Origin of the sequence: Bacillus sp. PPSBB_11 (assembly GCF_038023285.1) — a bacterium.
In the GTDB taxonomy this organism is placed as follows: domain Bacteria; phylum Bacillota; class Bacilli; order Bacillales; family Bacillaceae; genus Bacillus; species Bacillus altitudinis.
Window position 1 is genome coordinate 1,385,462 of sequence record NZ_CP150633.1, and the last position, 16,315, is coordinate 1,401,776.

16 protein-coding genes, 4 tRNA genes and 1 other annotated feature are annotated in these 16,315 nt (G+C 43.0%); of the genes, 3 read left to right on the forward strand and 17 right to left on the reverse strand.

All coding sequences use genetic code 11. The features are described from left to right. Positions 1 to 131: 131 nt before the first annotated feature. From rlmH to V7L95_RS06955, 6 genes are all read right to left on the reverse strand, one after another. The gene (gene rlmH / locus V7L95_RS06930; RefSeq protein WP_025208313.1) at positions 132 to 611 is read right to left on the reverse strand and encodes a 23S rRNA (pseudouridine(1915)-N(3))-methyltransferase RlmH; all 480 of its coding nucleotides are present in this window, start codon (positions 609 to 611) and stop codon (positions 132 to 134) included. An 80-nt stretch (positions 612 to 691) separates the two neighbouring features. Next, complete coding sequence (locus tag V7L95_RS06935) at positions 692 to 862, reverse strand: CxxH/CxxC protein (protein WP_008360116.1); 171 nt, start codon at positions 860 to 862, stop codon at positions 692 to 694. A 164-nt stretch (positions 863 to 1,026) separates the two neighbouring features. After that, positions 1,027 to 1,854, reverse strand: a complete 828-nt coding sequence (locus tag V7L95_RS06940) for an energy-coupling factor transporter transmembrane component T (protein WP_041092085.1) — start codon at positions 1,852 to 1,854, stop codon at positions 1,027 to 1,029. Continuing rightward, positions 1,845 to 3,560: an ABC transporter ATP-binding protein gene (locus V7L95_RS06945; RefSeq protein ID WP_340968623.1), complete on the reverse strand. Its 1,716-nt coding sequence runs from the start codon at positions 3,558 to 3,560 to the stop codon at positions 1,845 to 1,847. Before V7L95_RS06945 ends, V7L95_RS06940 begins: the two co-directional genes overlap by 10 nt. A gap of 19 nt (positions 3,561 to 3,579) precedes the next feature. Beyond that, positions 3,580 to 4,137, reverse strand: coding sequence for an ECF-type riboflavin transporter substrate-binding protein (locus V7L95_RS06950; RefSeq protein WP_340968626.1), 558 nt, complete (start codon positions 4,135 to 4,137; stop codon positions 3,580 to 3,582). Positions 4,138 to 4,151: 14 nt separating this feature from the next. Then, positions 4,152 to 5,012 (reverse strand): S-adenosyl-l-methionine hydroxide adenosyltransferase family protein, encoded by an 861-nt coding sequence (locus tag V7L95_RS06955; protein WP_017368438.1) that lies wholly within the window; start codon positions 5,010 to 5,012, stop codon positions 4,152 to 4,154. Between the two features lie 111 nt (positions 5,013 to 5,123). Beyond that, positions 5,124 to 5,394, reverse strand: a binding site (T-box leader). Between the two features lie 192 nt (positions 5,395 to 5,586). Between V7L95_RS06955 and V7L95_RS06960 the strand changes: the two genes are divergently transcribed. Then, positions 5,587 to 6,276: an ABC transporter permease subunit gene (locus V7L95_RS06960; protein WP_008347476.1), complete on the forward strand. Its 690-nt coding sequence runs from the start codon at positions 5,587 to 5,589 to the stop codon at positions 6,274 to 6,276. After that, positions 6,277 to 7,158, forward strand: coding sequence for an ABC transporter ATP-binding protein (locus V7L95_RS06965; RefSeq protein ID WP_206115894.1), 882 nt, complete (start codon positions 6,277 to 6,279; stop codon positions 7,156 to 7,158). A 38-nt stretch (positions 7,159 to 7,196) separates the two neighbouring features. Here V7L95_RS06965 and V7L95_RS06970 read toward each other — a convergent pair whose 3' ends face one another. The 11 genes from V7L95_RS06970 to V7L95_RS07020 all read right to left on the reverse strand — a co-directional run bounded on the left by V7L95_RS06970 (position 7,197) and on the right by V7L95_RS07020 (position 15,331). Then, a complete protein-coding gene (locus V7L95_RS06970) occupies positions 7,197 to 7,661 on the reverse strand; it encodes a GNAT family N-acetyltransferase (protein ID WP_058214372.1) in 465 nt (154 codons plus the stop codon). A 68-nt stretch (positions 7,662 to 7,729) separates the two neighbouring features. After that, positions 7,730 to 8,917, reverse strand: a complete 1,188-nt coding sequence (locus tag V7L95_RS06975; RefSeq protein WP_058214371.1) for a S1C family serine protease — start codon at positions 8,915 to 8,917, stop codon at positions 7,730 to 7,732. Between the two features lie 81 nt (positions 8,918 to 8,998). Next, the gene (locus V7L95_RS06980; protein WP_007497388.1) at positions 8,999 to 9,793 is read right to left on the reverse strand and encodes an MBL fold metallo-hydrolase; all 795 of its coding nucleotides are present in this window, start codon (positions 9,791 to 9,793) and stop codon (positions 8,999 to 9,001) included. 6 nt (positions 9,794 to 9,799) lie between these two features. Further along, the gene (gene yycI, locus V7L95_RS06985) at positions 9,800 to 10,663 is read right to left on the reverse strand and encodes a two-component system regulatory protein YycI (protein ID WP_017368442.1); all 864 of its coding nucleotides are present in this window, start codon (positions 10,661 to 10,663) and stop codon (positions 9,800 to 9,802) included. After that, positions 10,650 to 12,029, reverse strand: coding sequence for a two-component system activity regulator YycH (gene yycH, locus V7L95_RS06990; RefSeq protein WP_340968635.1), 1,380 nt, complete (start codon positions 12,027 to 12,029; stop codon positions 10,650 to 10,652). The genes yycI and yycH overlap by 14 nt, the downstream gene beginning before the upstream one ends. Beyond that, positions 12,019 to 13,857, reverse strand: a complete 1,839-nt coding sequence (walK, locus tag V7L95_RS06995; protein ID WP_017359977.1) for a cell wall metabolism sensor histidine kinase WalK — start codon at positions 13,855 to 13,857, stop codon at positions 12,019 to 12,021. Before walK ends, yycH begins: the two co-directional genes overlap by 11 nt. A gap of 7 nt (positions 13,858 to 13,864) precedes the next feature. Then, complete coding sequence (yycF, locus tag V7L95_RS07000; protein WP_017359978.1) at positions 13,865 to 14,572, reverse strand: response regulator YycF; 708 nt, start codon at positions 14,570 to 14,572, stop codon at positions 13,865 to 13,867. Positions 14,573 to 14,920: 348 nt separating this feature from the next. After that, positions 14,921 to 14,993 (reverse strand) — tRNA-Phe (locus V7L95_RS07005). A 26-nt stretch (positions 14,994 to 15,019) separates the two neighbouring features. Next, a tRNA-Asp gene (locus tag V7L95_RS07010) sits at positions 15,020 to 15,096 on the reverse strand. Between the two features lie 81 nt (positions 15,097 to 15,177). Then, positions 15,178 to 15,249: transfer RNA gene (locus tag V7L95_RS07015), tRNA-Glu, on the reverse strand. Positions 15,250 to 15,255: 6 nt separating this feature from the next. After that, positions 15,256 to 15,331 (reverse strand) — tRNA-Lys (locus V7L95_RS07020). A 332-nt stretch (positions 15,332 to 15,663) separates the two neighbouring features. On the opposite strand from V7L95_RS07020, the gene V7L95_RS07025 reads away from it, so the two are divergent. Further along, on the forward strand, positions 15,664 to 16,188 hold the full coding sequence (locus tag V7L95_RS07025; protein ID WP_017359899.1) for a redoxin domain-containing protein: 525 nt from the start codon (positions 15,664 to 15,666) through the stop codon (positions 16,186 to 16,188). Positions 16,189 to 16,315: the final 127 nt, after the last annotated feature.

Consider the following 16,315-nt stretch of genomic DNA (forward strand, 5'->3'; position numbering starts at 1 on the left):
TATTCATCTATTAAACCCCGTTTCGCAGCAATATTTATACTAATTATAGCAAATAACTAAAATAAATAAATTTTAGGTAATAGTTTTTCCTTAGGTTTACAAATAGATGAAAAGTTATAAATAGATTTTATCTACTTATGATAAGGCTCCCCCCGAACAATCCGAAACGCCCGATAAATCTGCTCGACCAACAACAATCTCATCAACTGATGCGGGAACGTCATCTTCGAAAACGACAGCTTCTCATTCGCCCGCTGCATCACAGCATCGCTTAACCCAAGGGATCCGCCTATGACAAAACACACCTTACTTTTTCCGTATGTTGCCAGCTTATCTATTGTATCGGCTAATTCTTCGGAAGTTTTCATTTTTCCTTCGATGGCGAGGGCGATGACGTGGGCGTCTGGGTTGATTTTGCTTAGGATGCGTTCGCCTTCTTTGTCTTTGATGATTTTCATGTCTTGCTCGCTGAGATTCTCGGGTGCTTTTTCGTCTGCGAGCTCAATGATCTCGATTTTTGCGTATGCCTGTAACCGTTTTGTGTATTCGGCTATGCCTTGCTTTAAATATTTCTCTTTTAATTTTCCTACTGTGATAATTGATATATTCACAGGTCATCCCCACCTTAAGAACAAGTTATTCATATAAGTTATCAACAATTGTGGATAAAATTTGTGTATTTTGTGTCCGATCATTCGTTCCCCACTATATATATTGCAGGTTCATCGCACAATTCACAGGTTGTGGATAAGCTGTGTGTATGTTCGATTTTTCTGAATTCTGGCGGCGTTTCGTGATCATCTATGTACATGTCTAATACGGTTTCTATGTGTTCTGCACAAGCATAAAGTGATTTGTTCATAAGTTTCTAATTCCTCCAATATGTTGTCTCGTTATTCACAAGTGTTTCGCTCATTGTTCAATATAACCGATTTATTCACATGTTAATAGTCTTTTACCATTTTCCACACCTTTTATCCACAAACCAAATAAAAAAGCCTCCACTCCTGTGAAGGCTTCCTTCTATCAAAACGGATTGTAAAATCTCGTTCCTCTAACAAATGTAATCACTAGCGACACAATCAATACCGCTCCAACAAAGATTAACGCCGCATAATCTGCTTTTTGAAAGTCTTTCGCCGTAAACCATGTGCGCTTTTTATGCTTTCCAAACCCGCGCAGTTCCATCGCATTGCTGATCGTTTCAATCCGCTCTAGGCTGGAGAAAATCAGCGGCATTACAATCGACAGCGCATTTTTAATTCGTTTTCCCAGTTTTTCATTCTTCGATAAATCAATGCCTCTTGCTTGCTGAGAAATCGCGATCGTACGAAAATCTCGCTGAATATCTGGAATATAGCGCAGAGCAATCGCTACAGCATACGAAATCCGGTAGCTGACCCCGATTCTGCTGAGCGATGAGGCGAATTCACTTGGATTTGTTGTGACAATAAACAATAGTGCCGCTGGCATCACGGTCACGTATTTCAGTGTAATGTTCAATTGATAGAAAAGCTGTTCAAGTGTGACGTTGTACCAGCCTGCAATATGAAATAGCTCGTGCTTTGCTCCGTAGATGGCGACACCTTGCTGGGGAGCAAAGATGTAAATGGCGATGTTGTTGATCACAAGAAAAATCGCCAAGACAATCACTACGAAAGAGATATCACGAAATCGCACATTCGACAGTTGAAAGAACACGATACTGGCAACTAGCATAAACACTAATACGCCTGTATCATACGTGAGCATCGCTGCGGATGACCAGAGGATAAAGCAAATGAGTTTGGTTGCCCCTGTCAGCCGGTGAATTGGCGACGGGCGATCGATATAAGACAGCATGTCTACAGCCATGTCATTCGTTCCTTTCTGTCAACCTCAATGAAGCGATCCACGAGTTCATTTGGATTTGGCCAGTCTGCTTTTAGCGCCAGTTCATAGAGCGACGTTTCTTTTAAGCTCGCCTTTTGGACTAGCAGCTGATCTGTCAGCACTTTGGCTGGTGTATCATCTGCGATTTTTTCTCCATCTGAAATGACGATGGTTCTTGTCGTGTATTCGAGCATGAGATGCATATCATGGGTGATCATCAAAATCGTGACGCCCTGCTGATTTAATTGCTCTAAAAACGTCATCATCTCTGTGTAATGTCTAAAATCTTGACCGGCCGTTGGCTCATCTAAAATGATGATTTCTGGCTCTAACACAAGAATGGATGCAATGGTGACGCGCTTTTTCTGTCCAAAGCTGAGGGCTGAGATCGGCCAGTTCCGAAATGGATACAGCCCGCATACTTTTAAAACCCGCTCTACACGTTCCTTGATGTCGTCTTCCTTTACGCCTCTTAAAACGAGACCTAGTGCGACTTCATCAAAAATCATTTGTTTCGAAATCATTTGATTTGGGTTTTGCATGACGACACCGATTCGTTCGGAGCGCTGTTTGATGGTGTCTCCTGTGATGTCATCGCCATTTAAAAGGATTGTCCCTTTTGTTGGCTTTTCAAATGCGCAGAGCACCTTGGATAGTGTCGTCTTGCCTGCGCCATTGGCACCGGCGATGCTGATCATTTCTCCTTTTTTGACGGTAAAAGAGATGTTGCTCAGCGTGTTTGGTCTTGTCGGATAATCAAAGCTCAGCTCACGCACTTCTAGTAAATCCGGCGATTCATTCTGCTCGACTGATGGCTCAGATGCTTCCATCCATTGCTCGATTTTCTCTTTTGCCTCGTCATTTAAGGTGAGATGCTGTAAATCAGCGATCTGATCTCCTGCTGCAATCGGAATGCCTGCATATTTCATCGCTCTCACATATAAAGGCTCACGTAAATATGCCGCTTCTAATACATTTGAGGCGAGCAATTCATCTGGTGTCATATCCGCTGCAATCGTGCCGTCATTGACAACGATGATGCGGTCGACATGGCGGAAGAGGACGTCTTCCAATCGATGTTCCACCATCACGACCGTTTTTTTCGTTTCTTTTTGCAGACGGTCAATGAGGTCGATCACTTCTTTACCTGTTGCGGGATCAAGGCTTGCCAGTGGTTCATCAAACAGCAAAATGTCGACATCGTTGACAAGTACGCCTGCGATAGCGACACGTTGTTTTTGACCGCCTGACAGCTCATGCACGGATGATGCCAGTTTGCCGTCTACCTCTGTTAATTTTGCCGCTTTCTCGACACGTGTTTTCATTTCTTCGCGTGTGACTTGATCGTTTTCTAGTGTGAACGCGATATCTTCTCCAACGGTCAGCCCGATGAATTGTCCATCAGGGTCCTGAAGCACCGTTCCGACAAGCTGTGAGAGGGAGAAAATGTTCTCCTTTTCTGCATTTTTCCCGCCGATGTGAAGACTTCCTTCCATAGAACCTTTATAAGACGCAGGAACTAGCCCATTGATGCAATGGGCTAGTGTGCTTTTTCCCGATCCAGACGGGCCTGCGATGAGGACTTTTTCACCTTCATAGATGGTCAGGTTGATATCTTTCAATGTCGGTTCTGCTTGACTGCGATATTGGAATCCGAAATGTTCGAATTGAATCATCGGTTTCTTCATTTATGTGTTCCACCTTGCTTCATGATGTTTCTTTCGATAGACTGCCACTTTTGCTTCTCGTTTTCGCATAAGCCGCAATGATGATGGTTCCTAGTACACCAACTGTGATGATGTTTGAGATTCCTGCCACGATGCCTTGAACGAACACTTTATTTGCAGGTTCTGCATAGATCACAATGTCGAGTACCGGCGCAATGACAAACCAGCCTAATGCTTGTGCGCCGGCTTGGAGGGCGTTGAAGAGCGTGATTTTTTTCCAGCCAAAGTCGCCCTCTTCTACTTTTAAACGGTTCGAAATGAGGCCGATCAATAAACCAACAACACCCGAAACGATAATCCAGCTCCACCAAGGTCCAAATGTGGTGGCATCTTTAATGAGATGACCAATAAATCCAATCAATGCGCCTGCAATAGGACCAAATAGCACGGCCATTAATGCAAGGAACGCGTACGATGTTTCAATTTGTGTATTCGGAATCCCAGTTGGAATGGAGACGAAGCGTCCTAAAATGACAAAGACGGCTGCGCCAATCCCGATGGCAACGACAGTTTTCGTTGAAAGTTGTTTACCTGCCATGATGTTTCCTCCTCTTATTCGTATATAATGCGCGGAGCTTTGCGAATCGAAAGGCGCCAGCCTGTGCCTGTACCGATGTTATAAGCCTTTGCAAATGACCCTTGATTGATCGCCACGCCTAAATGATCGAGTGAATTGACATATACGAGTGGTTCGCCTACCTTTAAATCGGCAAAAGATCGTCCATAGGTCATGATATTTTTATACACATTTTTTGGCCCGTTGGCAATGGTAACTTCTATTGCATCCCCATAATTGATTGAAAGCTGTTCAAATAACGTATGATGAATGTTTGTCCATAGGTTTCCGAACCGCACATCTAAAATATCAATCGTCCCTGTGATCACTTCTTCTTCCGCATAAGCTTGTACGACTGGAAGGTGAATAATGTCCTCTATATTCGCCTTTGGCCCGACCTCTTCAAAAGAAATCACACCTGAAGCAATTCTCGCGCCTGTATAGGCGTAAATGTCTCTACCATGGAATGTATGTGATTTTCCTGACTTCGGCAGACGGTTGATGGTTTCATCTAAATACCGAGCCTCCACGATGCCAATATCCTGTGCGACATGCGTAAGTGTCCCATTATCAGGTGTGATGATGTAGTGTGAGCTTGTTGTTTTGACGACAAGGCTCTTTCGCTCTGATCCAACGCCTGGATCAACAACGGAGACAAATACCGTTTCTTCCGGCCAATATGTAACCGTCTGAAGCAAGCGATAAGAAGCTTCCCAAATGTCATATTGGGGAATGTTGTGAGTTAAATCAAAAATGCGGATGCCGCTTCTCACTGTATTGGCTACGCCGTACATTGCGCTGACCGCTCCATCATCAATACCGAAATCTGATTGTAAAACCAATGCATGTTCACTCATGTTAATCTCCCTTTCATTTGAAAAAATGGTTGTGGTGTTTCACGTGGAACATTTGAACATTTGTATGAAAAAAAGTGGACAATAAAAAATACCCCATCCTTATCTATGAATCATAAGGACGAGGTATTTGTCTCGTGGTACCACCTTTATTTACTGTTTGCTCGCGCTAAACAGCCTCTACAAGTACAAAGCTCCAATTTGGCTCATATACTGTGGTTTTGATAACGAGTACCAACTCTCGTCGTCACCTACTAATATCATGGATATGTTCAGCACGAGGCTCAGAGACCATTTTTCGAATCATTATTTTTGCTTCTTTTCAGCTGCCGAAGCTCTCTGTGGAAAAATTGATGATTGTACTTTCTCTCGTCATTGCCTGTTTAACTATCTTGAATTAAAGCTATCATACATGATGTTTTTTAATAAATCAAGATATTTTTCTGAACATTTTTAAAAATGAGTTAACTGTTCTGGAAGAGTCTTCTTTTTTATAAAATTTAAGCAAATGTTAAAGAGCGAGATATGGTGTCTTTCTTTTCTAGCGGTATAATAAAGATGAAGGGAGGTACAGTGTGTGTGGACCATCTGTATGAATGAATTTAAGCAGCTCTTCAAAAGCACAAAATCCATCTTAACAATTGTTATTATTTTCATTTTATCTACTTTTGTATCAAGTCTTCCATTTATAGCTGCTTATCAAGGGAAGTGGGAACAGGCAAAGGACCCTTATTCCATTGGGAATGAACTAGTGATTTCGTTATTTGGTTTCTTCCTTATTTTTTTATTATCTCATGATATTTTGAGCCGCGAAATTCATTTGAAAACCATTCGTTTTCTCGTCAGCAAAACGACCCGTTTAAACATTGTCATCGGGAAATATCTTGGGCTGATGCTGTTTTGGCTCAGTTGCATTATGACCACATATATATTAAATATGGTGATTTCACATCGTTTTCTGTTCTCTGATGCCTTAAAAATATTAACGTTTATCAGTGTCGGCATCTCCTGTGCTTTGTTTTTGTCCATGCTCTTTCCAACACCACAGAAATCGATGTTTGTTGGCATGTTGTTTTCCTTTCTATTTCCAATCATGAGCATGATGTCTGTTCTTTCTTCAGAACGGTTGATTCACTGGTTCCAATACGTGACTCCTTATTATTATGCGCGCTGGAGTGAACCGCTGACCTATGTGCTGATGAATGCCGCATTGACTGTTGTCTTACTCGTTGGAACGGCACTACTGTTTCAGAGGAGGGATGTCTAAGTGCTTCACACAAAAGGGCTGACAAAAAAATATCGGACAAAAGTCGCAATAAATCATATTGATCTTGATATCCATCAAGGGGATATCTTCGGCCTCATTGGACCGAAGGGTGCTGGTAAGACAACCTTTTTTAATATCATTACAGGGATCTCCCGCCCCACCTCTGGCACGTTTATCATGATGAACATGACGTCGTTAAAAAAAGTACGTCATCATATCGGTGTTCTGCCTGAATATACAGATTTATATGAAGGGCTGACTGCTATTGAGCATATTGCCTATTTATCGAAAATTACGGGTACTCGCCAGAAAACGAGCTATTATGAAGAATTACTCGAATTTGTTGGCTTACATCGTTATCATCAAGAGAAAGTCGGTGCCTTTACACCTGGGATGAAGAAGCGGCTCGGAATGGCTCAGGCCATCGCTCATCAGCCTGACTTTATTTTACTTGATGAGCCTTTTGCGGATATTGATGCAGATTCTATCTTACATATCCAGCGGGTGATTGAATCGTTAAAATTTGAAGGAAAAACTGTCTTTTTAACAGCAGACGAGCCAAGGTTCACCCAGCCTATTTGTACCAAAACAGCTTTCATATCTGAAGGAAAAATCGTGTCCTCAAGTACTCATCCTCAAGAGAAAACCATCACGTCCTCAACCATTCGTGCCACCTTCAAGCATGCATGGATTGATGATGAGGTGAAGCCTGTTCTCACGCAGTACTTACAAAGTGTGGGAACAGACCTTGTGATCAGAGATGACGAGACCTCATTGTTGATTCGTTCAGAAGCTCAAGTCCCAGCCATCATCCGTGCGTTTGTGAAATGCAAAGTCGATCTATACCGAGTCACGGCGCAAGATGCCATCATGTCCACGTAAAAAGTACCGTACGCTCACTGCACGGTACTTCTCTTTTTTTATAAAGGCTTGCTCATGTAAATCCCAGTCTCAGCAAATCCCGTTTTCTCATAAAGTGAGCGGGCGATTTGATTATGGGCAAAGACATGCAGCGATAGTTTCTTCACACCTAATGACTTTGCCTGCTCTTCTAATGCCGTCATGGCCTGTTTTGCCAATCCTTTTCCTCGATACGCTTCAAACAAAATAAAATTATAAATAAATCCTTCATGCTGAGGATGATCTCGGTCATAGCAAAGCCATACCCATCCAATGGCTTCTTCTCCATGTAAGATGTTCCACAACTCATGATCCTCTGTCTGAAGGCCTTCAGGAAGCAACCGGTCAAATTGTTCCTCTGCGTTCTTTTGCGCTTCTTCCTGATCCCATGTCCCTGCGAGTACCTTTTCTCCTGCGTACCTCTTAATGGCTGCCGCTATCAAGACGTCATAATCCGTTTGTGACATTGGCTGTAATGTGACCAATCGTATCTCCCCCTTTTCTTTATCATATGCCGGGCATATAAAAAAAGCCAGTCCCTTATAGGAACTGGCTAGCCACCGAACTGATCGGTTTGGGAGAGTTTGATCTCGACTGATTTTTTCTTTCCGCTTCGGTAAAATTGCACCTTTACCTTGTCGCCTACTTTCTTCTGATAAAGATATTTACGCAGATCGACGATATTTTGTACTTCCTTGCCGTCAAACGACGTCACGACATCCAGCTCTTTTAACCCTGCTTTCCCTGCTGGAGACAAAGGCTCGACACTCATCACGACGACTCCAGTTGTGACCTTTGATGGCAGTTTTAACGTTTCCTGCCAATGATAGCTCGCAATATCTGCTAGTGATTTCATCCCAACACCAAGGTACGGACGCTTCACCTCTCCATAGCGCTCTAAATCCTCTATGACAGGGATCACCAGATTCGCAGGAATAGACAGCCCAATCCCTTCCACCTCTGACTCAGCAATCTTCATTGAATTGATGCCGATCACTTTGCCGTCCATATTAATCAAGGCTCCGCCGCTGTTCCCAGGATTAATGGCGGCATCCGTTTGCAAAACTTCCGCATTCCAATCCGTCTGTCCGTCCCCATTAGAATCAACAGGGATCGCACGCTCCGTTCCAGAAATCACACCTTGTGTGACGGAGCCAGCAAATTCAAGGCCTAATGGATTTCCAATGGCGATGACAGGCTCACCTGGTTTGACATGGTCTGAATTGCCGAAGGCGGCGGTTTTCTTGATCTTATCACTTTTGACCGTGAGGACCGCTAAATCCATCAGCTGATCACTGCCGACAAGATTTGCCCCGATCCTTGTCCCGTCCTGAAGGCTCACTTCAAGCTGGTTTGCGCCTTTGATGACATGATGGTTGGTCACGATATAAAAGGTGTCACCCTTTTTTTTATAAATCACACCTGACCCGCTGCCTGCTTCACCGCCTTCTTCCCAGAAGCTCGACTTTTGAATGTTAATGACGCCGACAACTGTATCTGACATACTCGATACCACTTTTGTGACCGCATCATTCACGTTCACATTGACGGTCTTTAAAGGGCCCTCTGATGCCTGCTGATCTCCAGCTGACTGCCAGCCAAAGGGGCTGCCGTTTTGTCCAGACACATAGGGGAAAAAGAATCCCATTAAAAAAGCTCCTACCAATACACCGATCAGACCAGATAGGAAATATCCTTTTCTGCTTCGTCTCGGCTTCCACTCTACATCGCGATAATCCACTATGTTTCCTTCCTTTCAGTGAATAGATGATGTATATAGTGTTGGTAAGAAGCTCTTATCTTAATCATACGATTGTAAAAATCATACGGCGCAAAGCGGGGTTGCTTTTTTAGGGTCCGTATCATATAAATCAAAGCCGTCCCCTACAACAAAGCCCTTCATTTCAAGCGTCTGCTGGACCGCCATACGGGCTAAGTCCTTCATGTTGTTGTCTTGACTCAAGTGGGCCAAATAAATGCGTGAGGTGGCATCTCCAATCACGTCTGTCATAGCAAGAGCTGCATCTTCATTGGATACGTGTCCGACATCGCTCAAAATTCTGCGTTTAATGCTCCATGGGTAGCGCCCCATTTGCAGCATGCCGACATCATGGTTGCTCTCAAATACGAACGTATTGGCTGATTTAATAATCCCTTTCATCCGGTCACTCACATAGCCTGTATCCGTCATAAGGGCAAGTTTACGCCCGCCATAATGGAATACGTAAAACATGGGCTCTGCCGCATCATGTGATACGCCAAATGATTCAACATCGAGACCGCCGAATGATTGAACCGTCTCCATATCAAAGTGGAATTTCTGCTCCGTATCCACTTTCCCAATATGTGACTCCATCGCCTTCCATGTTTTCGCATTTGCATAGACAGGAAGCTTGTACTTTCTTGCCATCACACCGAGTCCTTTAATATGATCTGAGTGCTCGTGTGTGACAAAAATTCCGTCCAAGTCTTCTGGCTTTCGGTCGATTTGACCAAGCAGCTCCACCATCTGTTTGCCGCTTAAGCCCGCATCTACTAAAAAAGCATGCTCGTCTGTTTCTAAATAAAAAGCGTTCCCCGTACTTCCGCTCGCTAGTACACTGAACTGCAAGCTCATGTTCTCTCACTCCAATGAAGATTTGTCTTCTTTCTCTATATGATCAAGGGTTGAGCCATCAATGGCATTGATCAAATATTCTTCTTCTGTCTTTTTCTTTGAACCAGCTGCCACGCCTTCAATCTCTACTCGCCATACAGGAACCATGACTTGAGTGCTTGCACCTGGGTATTGCGTGTAGTAGCCAAGCTCCACTTTTTTCACTGTCGTGTTTTGGCTCAGCATATTTTGTGTATATAAGTCCTTCACCGTTTCAAGCGCCGGGACAAGGGTTTCTTTTCTCACTTCATTAATCGATGTCACCATCGACTGCCGATACGATACGACCTCGTTTTGATCGTTCACATCCAATGTGATCTTCCCGATGGTTTCGGTGTCATCAAGACCTTCTTGGAAGATGTATTTTCCTTTATACGTTTGGAAAAAGACGATTTCACCTGTTTCTTCATCGATGCTCCAGAGCTTATAATTCTTGCCATCCAGCAAACGCTGGCTCACAAGATTGGTCGCTGCTGTTTTCATATCTTTTTTCGGCAATGCAACTGGTTTATTGAAGGTCATTTCAAGCAGGGTGACAGGATCATCTTTCTCGGTTTTCGGGAATGTGCTTTTCGTCTTTTGATCAGCTAATCCGTCGACATCCTTTTTCGTATATTGCTTTTTCTCAGCTGTAATGCGGTATCCAATCTTCGCTTCATCTGATAGATTGCCATATTTGATTCCGTCTGCCTTCATTTCTTCCAGCGTATCTGTTTTTTCGATAATCGCAAAATGATCGGTCGATCGCTTTTCAAAGTATTGAAAACCTAGAAAGATATCGAGAACGAGAAAGGCTAGGATAAAGATCGTTTTGGTCTTATTCCACTCCATGATTCTCGCTCCCCTCTGTCAGCAAATCATTCGTTAAAATGACGGTTTTTCCGTTATATTTCATACACCATACCGGCTCTAGCCAGACAAACATCGCTTGATCCTGATCTGATGCCGTGGATGCCGCTTGATAGGCAGGGAAAATCTGTTCAATTTTCTCTAAATCATCATACTTCGTCTGCTTGATGATCAAGTTTTTCAGCTCTGTCCCATTCATCAGTTTGACCTGTTCACTCTGACTCGCTTTGTTGCCAAGAATGTAGTTTGGACGCTTATAACTCAAGATGTCATCATTCGCCCATTGTACTTCAAGTGATGTCATACCAAATGGATGCTTTGTGCTGTTGACGATCGGCAGTCCATCCATAAACATATTAAATGACAGCTGTTGGTTGCTGTTAATGCCGAAGTATTGATAATTATCGGTAAAACTTCCGGTATCATTGAAATATTTCACGCTTCGCTTGATCAAATCTCCCGTTTGGAATACGGTACTAGAATTGATATTACGATGCTGATATTGGATGCGGTGGTCTTTTTGATTTGCTTCAAGACGACTCGTTCCATCTGTATACACCGTCCGGTTTAAATTAGACTCCTCCCCAACTAGACTTGGGTCTGTAAACAAAGCGTCCTTGAATTTGCTTGTCTTAATCGTTTCGATAAAGAACATTTTCGCTTCAAGCTGCTTTTGCTTCTGCGGCAGAAGGAAATCTCGTTTTGAATTTGTAGAGAAAGTATATAGGTCATAGCGCGGCATCTCGTTTTGAGCGGCTGCAATACTATCCATCAGATTACGATAGTTGGCAGATTCAATCGTCAGCTCAAGCACCGATTCCTTGCTGTATGAAACCAAATAGACTTTCTTATTGGCCTTATCCGGCTGAGCGAACGGCACAATCATCCGGTCAAATGAGTTGTATTCAATGGATTTATTCGGCCATTTAAACAGCGCTTGGAAAATATCAATCGGAATCGGATCATTGAACACAAGATCCAATGTCTTGCCTTGCCCCTCGCGTCCATAGAAGAAATTCTTAAATTTCTGCTCGGAATATTGGTCCGACACATCGGCAATCTCTTTGACATCCCACAGGCTTACATCATTCCAAAAGTTTTGGAAGAGTTCCTTTTGATCGACTTTGAAATGCTCTCCATTGGAATGGATGAACATCTCACGCGGCTTCACGACATCAATGAGACTCCGAGGCTCGTCGCTTGAAATCTTCTTCGTTTCCACGACCTGTGTGCCGGCATCCGCCTGATCCTGCATGACGGGCTGGAACATCCAAATATTCCATGTAAACACAAGACTGATCGCAATTAGGATTGTCAATATAATGGTTTTAAAGGTCTCACGCTTCATCCCAATCATCCTCTTGTTCTTCATTGTACGGAAGGGTAAAGGTTACCGTTGTTCCTTTTCCTTCAATGCTGTCAGCCCAAATATCTCCGCCATGAGCCTGAACCATTTCTTTTGCAATCGCAAGACCTAGGCCGGTTCCGCCAAGTTTTCTTGTTCTTGCCTTATCCACTCGATAAAAACGTTCAAAGATTTTATCCATATCCTTCTTCGGAATACCGATTCCTTCATCTTTGACACTGAATAACACAAGACCTTGCTCCTCATCCAAATCGACAGTGAACGTAATGTGTCCACCCTCTGGCGAGTATTTCATAGCATTGGAAATGATATTATCGAGCACCTGAGTGATTTTATCTTGATCAATTTCCACATATATTTCACGCTGCGGCAAGTTGCGGATGAAATCGACATGCTGCTCCTTCGTCATTTCAAAACGATCAATGACGAGCGAGATAAACCTGATAAAATTCGTCCACTCACGATTGAATTGATAATCCTTGCTGTCGAACTTAGACAGCTGGAGCAGGTCATTCACAAGTCTAATCATGCGCTCTGTTTCATTTTGCGTAACACTGAGGAACCTTGGCGCAAGCTCTTTATCACCAATCGCACCTTCAGCGAGAGCCTCAAGATAGCTTCGCATCGTCGTAAGCGGTGTGCGCAGCTCATGCGATACGTTCGCCACGAATTCACGACGTTCCGCATCAATTTTTTCCTGCTCAGTTACGTCATAAATGACCGCAATCAAGCCATCAATCTTCCCATGCTCTTTCTGGATGACTGAGAAATTGACACGCAAAACAGACAACTGATCTTCGCGTTCAATTTCTAGCAGCATGGAGTCTTGATTTTCGACTAAATCTTCAAATGTATGAGTATCTTCTAAGCCAAGCAAGGATGTGATCGGCATCTCTAGAGCTGTTTCACGTGAAACATTCAAAAGCTCTAGTGCCGGGCTGTTTAATAGAATAATGGCCCCGTTTTGATTCGTGGCAATGACGCCATCGGTCATATAGGCGATAACAGAAGAAAGCTTTTTCCTCTCACCCTCTGTCATCAGCTGCGCTTCCTCCAGCTCTCTCGTCAGATGGTTAAATGTCGTTGCTAGTTGACCAATCTCATCATGTCCATACTTTCGGACCTTTCTGGAAAAGTTCCCTTTGGCGAGCTCGATCGCTTGCTTTCTCATATCCGAAATTGGGTGTGTAATGGTTCTGAATATGAATATACCAAGTAGAGCAGTCGTCCCAAGTGCGATGAGTGTACCCGTCGCCAAAATGGTGTTGATCGTTCGCATTTGGTTAAAAACACTTTCCATGGATGAGACCACATAAATGACACCAACAGTTTCTTGGTTCTCATTTTTCACGGCTGTCGCTGATATGCGGACTCGTTTATTCGATTCTGGGTCATAGAATTTTTTCTCGTAGTCTTTGCCAACCGCGAAAATACGGCTAATGATTTGATCTGTGATTTTCTTCCCGGCAATCTCTTGACTGCCGTTATTCACAGAGGCAATGACCTCTCTGCTTTCGTCAATATAGCTGACTTCAGAAATTTCATTAGACTCATCTTTGTTGTTAAAATCGTTTAAGATCTTTTGAGCATCCTCTTTTAATTCTGCCTTGCTTTTCGATGAATCTTGTTCTAGGTAATACGATAACGAGTAGATTCGCTGATTCAAGGAATTATCATATGAATTAATTAAGGACTGCTCTAGCTGCTTCACAAAGTACACGCCAATGATCTGCATGGCGACAATGATCAGCAGCACATAAATCAAGGTCAATTTAAAGTGAATCGAGCGAAAAAAACCTACTTTACTCATAAGAATCTTAGTCCTGCTCTGGGTTTCTTAAATAGTAGCCGACGCCTCGTCTTGTCACGATCCAGCTCGGGTGGCTAGGGTTGTCTTCAATTTTTTCACGAAGACGGCGGACTGTCACGTCTACTGTACGGACATCTCCGAAGTAATCGTAGCCCCAAACCGTTTGCAATAAGTGCTCACGTGTCATGACTTGTCCAATATGTTTCGCTAAGTAATGAAGCAATTCGAACTCACGATGCGTTAACTCAATCGTTTCGTCACGCTTAGACACGACATACGCATCTGGGTAGATCACAAGTGAACCAATCTCGATATCATTTGATTCAGATTCTTCCTCTGATTGCGGAGCAGCCGTCTGTCTTCTTAAATTTGCTTTTACACGTGCAAGCAGCTCGCGTGTACTGAATGGCTTTGTGACATAATCGTCCGCGCCAAGCTCAAGACCAATGACTTTATCGATTTCAGAGTCTTTTGCTGTCAGCATGATAATCGGCATATCATATTTCTTTCTCACTTCACGGCATACTTCAACGCCATCTTTGTTCGGCAGCATAATGTCGAGCAAAATGATGTCTGGCTTAATTTCTTCTACCATTTCAAGGGCTTCATTTCCGTCATACGCACAATGAACCTCGTAGCCCTCTTTTCTTAAGTTAAATTCCAATATATCCGCAATCGGCTTTTCATCATCTACGACAAGAATCTTTTTTTCCATTGTGATTTCCTCCTGCATTTTTAGCATCTATGTCATTCCATTTTGCATGTCACATTACGCCTTCTTCATTTATGAAAAAAAGGCTCACTGTCTATTATAACGTTTTACGAGGCAAAGATAAAAATAATAACGGCTTTCTTTGCTAGTAAACGTTGGATAGAAGAACTCCGCCCAAAAAAATTTGATGACTTTTCCCTTTTTTATTGAAACTTTTCCAATCACCAAACGTCTATATACATGTAACGTCTTCTTCTTATGGAGCCGGGCCCTACCTAGGTCCGGCTTCTCCCTTTTTATGCCTTCTTTTCATAATAAAAACGCACCTGCGATTGCAGATGCGTTTGGAAGTGGCTCGGGACGGAATCGAACCGCCGACACACGGATTTTCAGTCCGTTGCTCTACCAACTGAGCTACCGAGCCATCATCAAAAGATGAATATGTATAAATGGCGGTCCGGACGGGACTCGAACCCGCGACCTCCTGCGTGACAGGCAGGCATTCTAACCAACTGAACTACCGGACCTCAGTAACTTGCCCGAAAAAGCAATCGTGGTGCTCCTTCAAGCAAGTGAGGAAAAATTAGCTTAACGCTAAAGTAAATCAATGACCCGTACGGGATTCGAACCCGTGTTACCGCCGTGAAAGGGCGGTGTCTTAACCGCTTGACCAACGGGCCAAAACATGGTGAGCCATGAAGGACTCGAACCTTCGACCCTCTGATTAAAAGTCAGATGCTCTACCAACTGAGCTAATGGCTCTCGGTTTGTGAAAAGTGAATCTGAAGAAGCTGTATTGCGTCAAACCAATCGCTTTAAAAGCTGGAAAATCGCATCTTAACAAGTTTCAGAGACCTTTGCAACAACGAGATTTATAATATCATAGAGTAATTACATATGGCAATACGTTTTTCGACATTTTTTTAAAAAAAGTGTCGGATTTGATATCTTCTGTTACATCGCCTAAATCCGAAAGCGCCTTCATTCAATCAATGGTTACTGCCCAATCCAGCACACAGAAACGTTTGATTCCGACCAATATTGGTTATACAAGAAACAAACAGCATGATGATTGAAAAAGGAGGAAGCATAGGATGAGTTCATTTAAATTAGGAGATAAAATGCCCGATTTTTCACTGCCAACAGTGCAGGGCGATCACATTGATTTTTACAAACATTTAGAGGAGCATCAAAGCTGGCACCTTATCGTTTTCTTTAGAGGATCATGGTGCCCAGTATGTGTCGAGGAATTAAAAGAGCTGGAAAAACAGCAATCCTATTTTCAAGAAAAGGATATTCATTTAATGACGATTTCAACGGATAACCCTGAAGACTTGAAAGAATTTGCAGACAAAGAGGGACTTTCTTTCCCCATCATGTCTGACCAAGACCTCACATCATTGAAAGCCTATGAAGTCTTCTATCACGGGGAAGATGCCCCATACGAAGATCATGGGGTGCACGGAGAACCTGCTTATTTCTTATTAAATGAAAAAGGCCAAGTCCTCTATCAGCAAAGACAAACAAGTCCATTTGGCAGACCGCATGCCAACGAACTGCGCAAAATCATTCAATACATTCGCAAAAATTTAAAAGGCCAATATAAAAGCCTAAAATAAAAAAGAAGCCCTCGTCAGAGGGCTTCTTCAATTGATGACAAAGGGATAAAATGAACTTTATTTTATCTCTTTGTCTTCTTTTCAGCGTAGTTGAAAACCTTTGAAGTCTAGGAAAGACGAGTACCGG

What these genes read in the sequence shown, in the direction of transcription:
- V7L95_RS06955 (WP_017368438.1), bottom strand. Translation starts at nt 5,012, where the DNA reads ATGAGTGAACATGCATTGGTTTTACAATCAGATTTCGGTATTGATGAT.
- V7L95_RS06945 (WP_340968623.1), bottom strand. Translation starts at nt 3,560, where the DNA reads ATGAAGAAACCGATGATTCAATTCGAACATTTCGGATTCCAATATCGC.
- V7L95_RS07025 (WP_017359899.1), top strand. Translation starts at nt 15,664, where the DNA reads ATGAGTTCATTTAAATTAGGAGATAAAATGCCCGATTTTTCACTGCCA.
- V7L95_RS06950 (WP_340968626.1), bottom strand. Translation starts at nt 4,137, where the DNA reads ATGGCAGGTAAACAACTTTCAACGAAAACTGTCGTTGCCATCGGGATT.
- yycF (WP_017359978.1), bottom strand. Translation starts at nt 14,572, where the DNA reads ATGGAAAAAAAGATTCTTGTCGTAGATGATGAAAAGCCGATTGCGGAT.
- walK (WP_017359977.1), bottom strand. Translation starts at nt 13,857, where the DNA reads ATGAGTAAAGTAGGTTTTTTTCGCTCGATTCACTTTAAATTGACCTTG.
- yycH (WP_340968635.1), bottom strand. Translation starts at nt 12,029, where the DNA reads ATGAAGCGTGAGACCTTTAAAACCATTATATTGACAATCCTAATTGCG.
- V7L95_RS06940 (WP_041092085.1), bottom strand. Translation starts at nt 1,854, where the DNA reads ATGGCTGTAGACATGCTGTCTTATATCGATCGCCCGTCGCCAATTCAC.
- yycI (WP_017368442.1), bottom strand. Translation starts at nt 10,663, where the DNA reads ATGGAGTGGAATAAGACCAAAACGATCTTTATCCTAGCCTTTCTCGTT.
- V7L95_RS06980 (WP_007497388.1), bottom strand. Translation starts at nt 9,793, where the DNA reads ATGAGCTTGCAGTTCAGTGTACTAGCGAGCGGAAGTACGGGGAACGCT.
- V7L95_RS06935 (WP_008360116.1), bottom strand. Translation starts at nt 862, where the DNA reads ATGAACAAATCACTTTATGCTTGTGCAGAACACATAGAAACCGTATTA.